An 11071-nucleotide genomic window follows, 5' to 3' on the forward strand; every position below is an offset into this window, starting at 1 on the left:
AGTATCTGTAGTATCTAACTCACAATTTTCCTGATATGAATCACATAACCTTATGAAATTTAAAATGTCTAAGGATGAAATTCATTGTTCCACTATAGGGATAGACGACTTTGTGAAGCATAGTCGGAAGGAAGACTCTATTGTATAGAACTGGATAAATAAACAGGTTATAAAAGCTATGAAAAGCCAGTTTTTGCTCAGCGTCAAAGACTACATGCACAGCCGGTATTATGCGGGAAAAACTATCGAAAGTTATCTGTTTTGGATAAAGCGCTATATTGCGTTTCATCAGATGCAACACCCTGCCAAACTGGCCGACAAGGAGGTTGAAGAATTCCTAACTTACTTAGCCATCGATTTAAAAGTGGCGGCTAAAACACAGGCTCTGGCGCTCAATGCGCTTAAGTTACTGTATAACGGCTTTCTCGAACAGCCCGTCAGTATTGAACTCAAATTCAAACGTTCAATCATAGATAAGAAACTGCCGGTAGTGCTTACGCAAGAGGAGATCAAAACCTTTTTTCAATTTATCGACCCGAGATATAAATTACATGTTTCTTTACTGTATGGGTCAGGCCTTAGATTAATGGAATGTGTCCGACTCAGAGTGCAGGATATCGATTTTGATTATGGTGCGCTGCGTATCTGGCAAGGCAAAGGAGGCAAGAACAGAACGGTTACGCTGGCGAAAGAGTTGCACCAAATGTTGATAGAGCAGAAAAACCTGGCACGTCGCTATTATGAAAAAGATATGCAAACCCAGGGCTATGCTGGTGTCTGGATAAAGGAATCGCTCATCAGAAAATACCCAGGTGCTGAACTTAAGTTCCGCTGGCACTATCTGTTTCCGTCGCAGAAACTAACCATTGACCCAGAAACTAACTTGCTACGGCGCCACCACATCAATGAAGCCGCACTGCAGCGGGCAGTTAAACGCGCGGCTAGAGAAGCCAAAATCGACAAACATGTCACCTGCCATACGCTACGCCATTCATTTGCTACTCATCTGTTAGAAACCGGTGCTGACATCCGTACCGTTCAGGAGCAACTGGGCCACAGCGATGTCCGGACTACACAGATTTATACCCATGTATTGGATAGAGGCGCCAGTGGCGTGCTGAGCCCACTTTCCCGACTTTAAGGCACAAAAAAGGAGAGCCTAAGCTCCCCTTTCGATTAAACCTAGAACTGCTAATTACAGAGCAGCTTTCGCTTTTTCAACTAGAACTGCAAATGCAGATTTGTCGAATACCGCGATGTCCGCAAGGATCTTACGGTCGATCTCGATAGACGCTTTCTTCAGACCGTTGATGAAACGGCTGTAAGACAGGCCATTTTGACGAGACGCAGCGTTGATACGTGCAATCCACAGTTGACGGAATTGACGTTTCTTGTTGCGACGGTCACGGTAAGCGTATTGACCAGCTTTAGTAACTGCTTGGAAAGCTACGCGGTAAACACGTGAACGTGCACCGTAGTAACCTTTAGCTTGTTTTAGAACTTTCTTATGACGTGCACGAGCTTGTACACCACGTTTTACGCGAGGCATTATGTCTCTCCTAAACTAAACGATTGATAACTATAAAGAATTAAGCGTATGGCAACATACGGATAACTGCTGCTACTTCACATTTAGGAAGAACGCAGTTTGGACGCAGCTGACGCTTGTTCTTAGTAGTACGCTTGGTCAGGATGTGACGCTTAGTCGCACGCTTGTATTTAATACCACCAGCAGTTTTCTTAAAACGCTTAGCAGCACCTTTGTTGGTTTTCATCTTAGGCATGATGAATAACTCCGCATTGTAGTAGTTTATAAACAACGTAATTAGGGCGAACAAAACCCGGCCGTTACACAACGGCCAGGTTTGCTACTTGCAAAGCCGTTAATTACTTCTTCTTAGGGGCCAACACCATGATCATTTGACGACCTTCAATCCGGCTAGGGAAAGATTCTACTACTGCAAGATCAGCAGTGTCCTCTTTCAGACGGTTCAGAACGTCAACACCAATGTCTTGGTGGGCCATTTCGCGGCCACGGAAGCGAATAGTTACTTTCACTTTGTTGCCGTCTTCCAGGAAACGGGTCAGGTTGCGTAGTTTTACCTGATAGTCTCCAATATCAGTCCCAGGACGGAATTTAACTTCCTTAATCTGGATCTGTTTTTGCTTCTTCTTCTGCTCTTTAGCAGCCTTGCTCTTCTCAAACAGGAACTTACCATAGTCCATCACACGACAGACTGGTGGCTCGGCGTTTGGACTGATCTCAACAAGATCCATACCAGCTTCTTCTGCTGCTGCGATGGCTTCTTGGATCGATACAATACCTACTGATTCGCCATCAGCGCCCGTAAGACGAACCTCACGAACGCCACGAATTTCACCGTTTAAACGGTGCGGGTTTTGTTTGGCCGGTTGTTGGCCGCGTCTTCCGCCTTTAATAGTTTATTCCTCCAGATTGAGCTTACGGGTAGCAACTTCGGCCTGGATGTACGCAATAAAATCATCCACTTTAAATTTGCCCAAGTCATTACCTTTACGAGTCCGCACTGCAATTTCACCGGCTTCCATCTCTTGGTCGCCACAAACCAGCATGTACGGTACGCGCTTCAAAGTATGTTCGCGGATTTTAAAGCCAATCTTCTCATTTCTCAAGTCTGCTTTAGCTCTAATTCCACATTTTTGTAGTTTTTGTGCCACTTCCTGAACGTAATCTGATTGTTTATCAGTGATGTTCATGATGACTGCTTGTTCCGGCGCCAACCAAGTTGGGAAGAAACCGGCGTAATCTTCGATCAAAATACCGATGAAGCGTTCCAGTGAACCCAGGATAGCACGGTGGATCATTACCGGCACCAAACGCTCGTTATTTTCACCCACATAAGTCGCGCCCAGGCGGCCTGGCAGGTTAAAGTCAAGCTGTACAGTACCACACTGCCACGCACGATCCAGGCAGTCGTACAGAGTGAACTCAATCTTAGGACCGTAGAATGCGCCTTCGCCTTCCTGAATCTCAAATGGAATATCCATCGCATTCAGAGATTGCTGCAGTGCTTCTTCGGAGCGATCCCAGATTTCATCTGAACCGACGCGTTTTTCCGGACGAGTCGACAGTTTCACCACGATGTTGTTAAAACCGAACGTGTTATATGTGTCGTAAACCATCTTGATACAAGAAGTCACTTCTTCCTGGATCTGGTCTTCGGTACAGAAGATGTGGGCGTCATCCTGAGTGAAGCCACGCACACGCATAATACCGTGCAGTGCACCCGATGGTTCATTACGGTGACAAGAACCGAACTCAGCCATACGCAGCGGCAGATCACGGTACGATTTCAGACCCTGGTTGAAGATCTGTACGTGGCCCGGGCAGTTCATTGGCTTAATCGCGTATTCACGGTTTTCTGAAGAAGTGGTGAACATAGCGTCAGCGTATTTGTCCCAGTGACCTGAACGTTCCCAAAGCACCCGGTCCATCATTAGTGGACCTTTAACTTCCTGGTAGCCGTATTCGGTCAGTTTTTCACGCACAAACACTTCCAGGTCACGGAAGATAGACCAGCCATTGTGATGCCAGAACACCATACCCGGAGCTTCTTGCTGCATGTGGAACAGGTCCAGCTGCTTACCGATCTTACGGTGGTCACGTTTGGCCGCTTCTTCCAGGCGCACCAGGTGTGCTTTAAGGGCTTTCTTATCGTGGAAAGCAGTACCGTAGATACGTTGCAGCATCTTGTTGTCGCTGTTACCGCGCCAGTATGCACCGGCGACGTTCAGCAGCGTAAAGTGCTGACAAAAACCCATGTGCGGTACGTGTGGGCCACGACACATATCGATGTATTCTTCGTGATGGTACAACCCTGGACGATCGTCGCGAGACACGTTCTCATCCAGAATTTCCATCTTGTACGGTTCACCACGTGATTCAAATGTATCACGCGCTTCCTGCCAGCTGACTTTTTTCTTAACAACCTGGTACTTGGTTTTCGCCAGCTCTTTCATCCGCTTTTCGATCTTTTCCAGGTCTTCCTGGGTTAAAGATTCATCCAGATCGATGTCGTAGTAAAAACCGCTATCGATGGTAGGACCGATCGCCATCTTGGCTTCAGGGTAGAGCTGTTTCAGAGCGTGACCAAGCAGGTGTGCACATGAGTGACGTACAATTTCCAACCCGTCCGCTTCATCTTTTGCGGTAATGATTTCCAGGCTGGCATCATTTTCGATCAGATCGCATGCATCGACACGCACGCCATCAACACGACCAGCGATGGTCGCTTTCGCCAGACCAGGACCGATAGACTGAGCAACTTCAAGAGTGGAAACAGGGTTATCAAATTGACGTTGGCTGCCGTCAGGAAGAGTAATAATAGGCATTTCTTATCCTTTACAGTGGTGTTGCATACCAAGCAACACATGCTCATTGGTTTAGTTTCCATCCTATAAAGCGGACAAAAACTTCAATAAATGAAATAGTTAGGTACTGTTTCTGCTACAAATACGGATGCAGCATCCACCATACGGACAGCCATTCTAACCAATACAGATAAAATGACAATCGCTAACCGTGCTAACTGGTTGGAAAACAACTACCAATAGCGAACCCAGCTGCGACTGCCTGTACAGAGAATACTCAGGCGGTAGCGCAATTATCCGATTAACATAAGCGCCGTTTGAGTCCGGTCGCCGCCAGAATACGGGTGGAAATCTCTTCGACCGACAAACTGGTGGTATTGATGTATGGAATGGCTTCACGGCGAAACAGCGCCTCGACGGTGGCCAGTTCATGTTTACACTGGGCATTGCTGGCATAATCACTGCCAGCCAGACGACTGGTCCGAATTTCACTCAGCCGTTCGGTATCGATCGTCAGACCAAACAGTTTATGGCGATGGATTTCAAACTCCGGCAGCAACCGCATGCCGGCCATGTCCTGTTCAATGAACGGGTAGTTGACCACCCGCAGACCAAACTGCATCGCCATATATAAGCTGGTCGGTGTTTTACCACTGCGCGATACACCAAGCAAAATGATATCGGCCGAGGCTACGTCTTTAAGCGAGACCCCATCATCGTGCGCCAGGGTGTACTCAATTGCGGCAATACGGTCAAAATAACCCTGGCTGTCTTTGGCCACACTGCGAGAACGCTGGAGCTTAGGGACGGGGTCCATGGCCAAATCCTGACCAACTGACTGGACTACATTTTCTAAAACATCGTAAAAATGAGCCGGAGCCTGCATCAGTGCCTCGCGTATCTCCGGGATCACCATTGAAAAGAACACCAGCGGCTTTTCTCCGGTGCTGGCAAAAGAAGCATTTATACTCTGTAACAGCGACTCTAGACGGTCATTACTTTCCACAAATGGAAAGGTGCGCTCATTCGCTTTGAAGCTAAATTGACCAAGTACAGCATGGCCGATTGTTTCACAAGTAATCGCTGTTCCGTCCGAAACGTAAAACACGTCACGACTTTGACATTTTTTTTCCATTTTTTATTTAAACTTTCAACTTTAATTGATTAGGATCAAGAGCAATAATACCGATAACTACCATTGGTGTTCAGTTACCTCCCCCACAGCTTAACAAGTTTCTTAAAAAACTTTAGCTGACAAGGTAATCGATTGCCTACCCCTACAATCGCTGCAATATGTCCGGAGAAAGACATGCAAAAACATACAATTTGGTTTGATCAGCTATCCATGGCGGATGTCGACAAAGTCGGCGGCAAAAATGCTTCGCTTGGAGAGATGGTTTCCAATCTTGCCAATGCTGGCGTTTCTGTGCCCAACGGCTTTGCCACCACCTCTTTCGCTTTTAACCAGTTCCTAGATTACGAAGGGCTGGATGATCGCATTCACGGGTTACTCGACGAGCTGGACGTCGATGACGTAGACGCCTTACGTAAAACGGGGGCCACCATTCGCCAATGGGTACTGGAAGCGCCCTTCCCGGCGGATCTGGAGCAGGACATCCGTCAACACTACGCCACCCTAACTGACAACAACGATGAAATTTCTGTAGCAGTGCGCTCTTCAGCAACCGCTGAAGATTTGCCAGACGCGTCATTTGCCGGCCAGCAGGAAACTTTCCTCAACGTGAAAGGCATCGATGCTGTGCTGGAAGCCACCAAGCACGTATATGCGTCGCTGTTTAACGACCGCGCTATCTCGTACCGGGTACACCAGGGTTTTGACCACCGCGGTATCGCCCTGTCTGCCGGTATTCAACGTATGGTACGTTCCGACAAAGCCTCTTCAGGCGTTATGTTTACTCTGGACACCGAATCTGGTTTTGACCAGGTAGTGTTTATCACCTCTTCATGGGGTCTGGGTGAAATGGTGGTGCAAGGCGCTGTCAACCCGGATGAATTCTACGTGCATAAGCCGCTGCTAGAAGCGGGCCAGCACGCGGTAGTGAAAAAGACCTTCGGTTCTAAACTGATCAAGATGGTTTACGCTCAGAGTCAGGAGCACGGTAAACAGGTCGAAGTGATCGATACAGACGAAACCGAACGTAACCAGTTCTCCCTGACTGAAGCGGAAATTGAGCAGCTGGCTAAACAGGCCATCATAATTGAACATCACTACCAGCGTCCGATGGACATCGAATGGGCCAAAGACGGTATCGATGGTCAGCTGTACATCGTACAGGCTCGCCCAGAAACGGTTTGCTCGCAGTCTGATCAGAATGTAATTGAGCGTTTCCAGCTGGGTAGCCGTTCTAAAGCTCTGATTGAAGGCCGCGCCATCGGTCAGCGTATCGGCAGCGGTACTGTGCGTCTGGTTGAATCACTGGATCAAATGAATCAGGTGCAAGTCGGTGACGTGCTGGTGACTGACATGACCGACCCGGACTGGGAACCGGTCATGAAAAAAGCGTCTGCCATCGTCACTAACCGTGGCGGCCGTACTTGTCACGCGGCGATCATCGCCCGTGAGTTGGGTATCCCGGCTATCGTTGGCTGTGGCCATGCGACTGAAGCCCTGACGGACGGCGCCATCGTCACCGTTTCTTGTGCTGAAGGCGAAACCGGTCATGTTTACGAAGGTAAACTGGAATATCAGGTCAATCGTTCATCGGTCGATGCCCTTCCGGTACTGCCAACCAAAGTAATGATGAACGTAGGTAACCCGGATCGCGCGTTTGACTTCGCTCAGCTGCCAAATGAAGGCGTTGGTCTTGCCCGTCTGGAATTTATCATCAACAAGATGATTGGAATCCACCCGAAAGCGCTACTGGCCTTTGATGAGCAACCTGAAGAGCTGCAGCAGCAAATTCGAGAGAAAATCAAAGGCTACGAAAGCCCGGTAGATTTCTACGTCAGCAAACTGACCGAAGGGATTGCAACTATTGCGGCTGCGTTCTGGCCAAAACGCGTCATCGTGCGCATGTCAGACTTTAAATCGAACGAGTACAGCAACCTGCTCGGTGGCCAGCAGTTCGAACCACACGAAGAAAACCCAATGCTGGGCTTCCGCGGAGCTTCTCGCTATATCTCTCCGCTGTTTGAAGACTGCTTCGAACTGGAAACCCAGGCGATCAAACGTGTCCGCAACCACATGGGCCTGAAAAACGTTGAAATCATGATCCCATTCGTACGTACACCAAGCGAAGCGGCCTCTGTGATTGACTTGCTGGCCAAGTTTGACCTACGTCGCGGTGAAAATGGCCTGCGCGTGATCATGATGTGTGAGTTGCCTTCAAACGCGGTACTGGCAGATGAGTTCCTGAAGTACTTTGACGGTTTCTCTATCGGTTCAAATGACATGACTCAGCTGACACTGGGCCTGGATCGTGACTCCGGTGATATTGCTCACCTGTTTGACGAACGTAACCCGGCAGTAAAAGCGATGCTGAAAATGGCGATTGATGCCGCGACCAAAGCGGGCAAATACATCGGCATCTGTGGCCAGGGGCCATCGGATCACGAAGATCTGGCTGAGTGGCTGATGGAGCAAGGGATCAGTTCGGTTTCTCTTAACCCGGATACCGTAGTGGATACCTGGATCAAACTGGGTGAATTTAACGCGTCCCACCAGTAACCGGGGTAACCCTCAATAAACACACAAAGGCTGCCACTGGCAGCCTTTTTATTTGTTTTGATATTAAATTGAGTACAGGGTCTCGCTAACTATTCGCTGACGCCAATGCTATGGCGCCAATTACCCGCTTTGATAATTTTTGTTTAATTGATTGGAATTTCTAGCTGCAGGAAAAAGTCACCACGGTAGCGTTCGCGCTCATGCCAACGGTAATCGAGCCGCAAACGCGGATCGCCACTGTGTTTGTCGCCAAAACCGAGACTAAGCTGAAGGCCATGGTTACGAATCCACTGCTCAGTCGTCATATCATTGACGTATTGCTGCAATTTATTCGGCATCCAGACGCCAACACCAAAATAATTTGACGCTATATTCTGGGTCATCAATGGACTGACGTCAGATTGAAGAATCCAATCAGACCAGTAATCGAATGAAGAGTCAGACTCTTTTGGAATTAAATCAAGGGAATGAAACTTACCGACGGCATAGTCGAAACCATCGCCCAGAGAAAAGCACAGACCTTTTTCAGAGTGAATCATCACCGACTGAAAATTGTCAGCCTCATAGAGTTCACATCCAAAAGCAGTCACTGGAGACAAGCAAGTTAAAAGTAGCAAGGCTTTTTTCATACTCTCCTCCAGTTAGGCTAGAAATTAACTAAACAACTTATGTCGTTGAATATATTGGGCGACTCTAGGAGTCGTCATATTAAATATTGATTTACCTTGTTTGATCGCCGTTCGAATATCAGTGCTACGAATATTCACTTTTTCCGGACAGGCGATCACACTCCAGTTATGCAGGATCTGTTCCGCCTGAAAGAACTGGCCGAACTTAAATAAATTATCAGGTCCTACCACAAAGGTTATGTCAGCATTAGGATTATTACGCTGAATCTCAGTTAAAACGGCGAAGGTGGTCACACTTTCACCGGGCTGAAAGAGATCTTCCTCCACTGTTGACAGTTCTAACTGTTGCAAGCCCAGATCTTGAATAAATTCGTTCACTAGCTGACAACGGATCTCGTAATCCAGCATCTGTTTGCCCCAGGCATGAGCAATACTGGGAAGCAGTAATATTTTGTCAAAATGGGTTAACGACTCAATCACACTCTTATGACCGAGACTGGGTGGGTTAAAAGCACTACCAAAAACGGCGATTTTGGTCATGGAAATCCTCTGATTGACTGGGAAAACCCGCTTCACAGTTTTCTAATTCGACGAATTAGGTATGATACACCCATCAAACGTTTAAATCATAATGCTTGCAGGAAGGAAACCTCATGGAACAGTTGATTCGCGATGAGATGCGCGTTTTGCCATCCATTGATCCCCATTACGAGATCACTCGTCGGATAGAATTCATTAAACATCGTCTACAACAGTCAGGCTGTAAGTCTCTGGTACTAGGTATCAGCGGTGGAATCGACTCCACCACTCTGGGCCGGCTGGCGCAGTTGGCGGTAGAACAGCTCAACCAGGAACAAGGCAGTGAAGACTACCAGTTTATCGCCGTACGTCTGCCTTATGGCGAGCAGAAAGACGAAGACGAAGCACAACTGGCACTCTCTTTTATTCAGCCGACTCACTCTGTCTCCGTCGACGTAAAGCCAGGCGTGGATGGTATCCATGCCTCAACTAAAGGCGCATTGGCAGAATCTGGTTTACTGCCTGACGACGACGGCCATGTCGATTTCGTTAAGGGTAACGTTAAAGCGCGTGCGCGTATGGTGGCACAGTATGAGATCGCCGGTTACGTTGGTGCGCTGGTATTGGGCACCGATCACTCGGCAGAAAACATCACCGGTTTTTACACTAAGTTTGGTGATGGTGCCTGTGATTTGGCGCCGCTGTTTGGTCTCAACAAACGCCAGGTACGCCAGGTGGCCGCCACTCTGGGCGCCCCTGAGCTGCTAGTACACAAAACCCCAACCGCAGATCTGGAAGAACTATCGCCGCAAAAAGCTGACGAAGACGCGCTAAATCTAACCTACGATCAGATCGATGACTTCCTGGAAGGGAAACCTGTCCCGACCCAGGTCTCTGAACGGTTGATTGGTATCTATCAGGCGACTCAGCATAAACGCCAGCCAATCCCGACGATTTACGACTGAGTGTAAACCGAAACGGCGGACGACTTGGCAAAAATTGGTTTGTTCAAAGATCTAAGCTAGATATCAAAAGGAGCCTGCGGGCTCCTTTTTCATTACCGTGTGCTGGCTCATGGCTTAATGTTGATGTGGAATGATCCGCCGCCGGCGCTGCCAGCCAAGCATAGCCAGTAGCAACCCGCTGAACAGCCCTACACTTCCGCCGCCGCCATCTGAAGGTGGCGGAGAAGCGCTACCGTCTGAACCTGAGTTACTGTCGTTAACCACCAACGTTCGCTGACCATCTTTGCTCGTCACATAGATTTTGGGCTGCTCCAGTCCGCTGATCACCCGGTTAATCCATCCCTGATAGTCATAGATCTCGGTAAATACCGAGGTGACACCAATGGTAGGATCACCACACACGCCCGGTCCAAAACTGGTAATCCCTATTTGGATATACTGACCACCGTGATACCAGTAGACAGGTCCACCGGAGTCGCCAAAACAGGTGGCGTTTTTCAGTGTTTCGCCATCCGTAGTCACCTGCTCGCCATCAAAACAGATTTGTGACGTACTTACGTTGTTGCCAAACACCTGCTGACAAACGGCGGTATTAACCCATTGTAATCTGGTTTCGAGCAGTTGACTGCCTCCAGAGTCATCACTAGCGATGGCCCCGTGGCCAACAGCCATGTACTCACCATCGATTGGGTAAGCGTTATTGGTTGAGTCATTGAGCAGATATCTGAAATCTGCCGCACCGACAGACGCTTCCAGCTTGATAATGGCAATATCATTCGGCCAGCGCTGCGCCGCAGAATTCACATAGCTGTCCGGATAATAGAACTCCACCGCATATGCATGCGCGCTACCGAGGAAATTGCTTTCATCCTCTAACTGGGGGGCGACCACTGTATAAAGCCGGGAGTCAGGCAAACTTG

Annotated in this window: 11 protein-coding genes; 3 read left to right on the forward strand and 8 right to left on the reverse strand. The window is 48.4% G+C overall.

Annotated elements, in window-relative coordinates:
- Positions 1-178: 178 nt before the first annotated feature.
- Positions 179-1141, forward strand: a complete 963-nt coding sequence (locus ACQY6F_RS16885) for an integron integrase (RefSeq protein ID WP_428776090.1) — start codon at positions 179-181, stop codon at positions 1139-1141.
- A gap of 54 nt (positions 1142-1195) precedes the next feature.
- Here ACQY6F_RS16885 and rplT read toward each other — a convergent pair whose 3' ends face one another.
- The 5 genes from rplT to ppsR form a co-directional block, all read right to left on the reverse strand.
- Entirely contained in the window at positions 1196-1549 is a 354-nt protein-coding gene (gene rplT / locus ACQY6F_RS16890) for a 50S ribosomal protein L20 (protein ID WP_021019837.1), read from the reverse strand.
- 40 nt (positions 1550-1589) lie between these two features.
- Positions 1590-1784, reverse strand: a complete 195-nt coding sequence (gene rpmI / locus ACQY6F_RS16895; protein WP_428776091.1) for a 50S ribosomal protein L35 — start codon at positions 1782-1784, stop codon at positions 1590-1592.
- A gap of 103 nt (positions 1785-1887) precedes the next feature.
- The gene (gene infC / locus ACQY6F_RS16900; protein ID WP_428776105.1) at positions 1888-2439 is read right to left on the reverse strand and encodes a translation initiation factor IF-3; all 552 of its coding nucleotides are present in this window, start codon (positions 2437-2439) and stop codon (positions 1888-1890) included.
- Between the two features lie 3 nt (positions 2440-2442).
- Positions 2443-4371 (reverse strand): threonine--tRNA ligase, encoded by a 1929-nt coding sequence (thrS, locus tag ACQY6F_RS16905; RefSeq protein WP_428776093.1) that lies wholly within the window; start codon positions 4369-4371, stop codon positions 2443-2445.
- 280 nt (positions 4372-4651) lie between these two features.
- Positions 4652-5485, reverse strand: a complete 834-nt coding sequence (gene ppsR, locus ACQY6F_RS16910; RefSeq protein WP_428776095.1) for a posphoenolpyruvate synthetase regulatory kinase/phosphorylase PpsR — start codon at positions 5483-5485, stop codon at positions 4652-4654.
- A gap of 174 nt (positions 5486-5659) precedes the next feature.
- Between ppsR and ppsA the strand changes: the two genes are divergently transcribed.
- Positions 5660-8038, forward strand: a complete 2379-nt coding sequence (gene ppsA / locus ACQY6F_RS16915) for a phosphoenolpyruvate synthase (protein WP_428776097.1) — start codon at positions 5660-5662, stop codon at positions 8036-8038.
- A 143-nt stretch (positions 8039-8181) separates the two neighbouring features.
- Here the strand turns inward: ppsA and ACQY6F_RS16920 are convergent, their stop codons facing one another.
- Together ACQY6F_RS16920 and ACQY6F_RS16925 are read right to left on the reverse strand one after the other, a co-directional pair.
- Complete coding sequence (locus ACQY6F_RS16920) at positions 8182-8667, reverse strand: hypothetical protein (protein ID WP_428776099.1); 486 nt, start codon at positions 8665-8667, stop codon at positions 8182-8184.
- Positions 8668-8691: 24 nt separating this feature from the next.
- Complete coding sequence (locus tag ACQY6F_RS16925) at positions 8692-9207, reverse strand: nicotinate-nicotinamide nucleotide adenylyltransferase (RefSeq protein ID WP_428776100.1); 516 nt, start codon at positions 9205-9207, stop codon at positions 8692-8694.
- A 113-nt stretch (positions 9208-9320) separates the two neighbouring features.
- On the opposite strand from ACQY6F_RS16925, the gene nadE reads away from it, so the two are divergent.
- Positions 9321-10151 carry an ammonia-dependent NAD(+) synthetase gene (gene nadE, locus ACQY6F_RS16930; protein WP_428776102.1) on the forward strand — a complete coding sequence of 277 codons (831 nt, stop codon included), beginning with the start codon at positions 9321-9323 and terminating at the stop codon, positions 10149-10151.
- A gap of 114 nt (positions 10152-10265) precedes the next feature.
- Here the strand turns inward: nadE and ACQY6F_RS16935 are convergent.
- A partial coding sequence (locus tag ACQY6F_RS16935; protein WP_428776103.1) for a trypsin-like serine protease occupies positions 10266-11071 on the reverse strand: 806 nt, incomplete at its 5' end.

Origin of the sequence: Vibrio sp. (assembly GCF_050299255.1) — a bacterium.
Classification (GTDB): Bacteria; Pseudomonadota; Gammaproteobacteria; order Enterobacterales; family Vibrionaceae; genus Vibrio.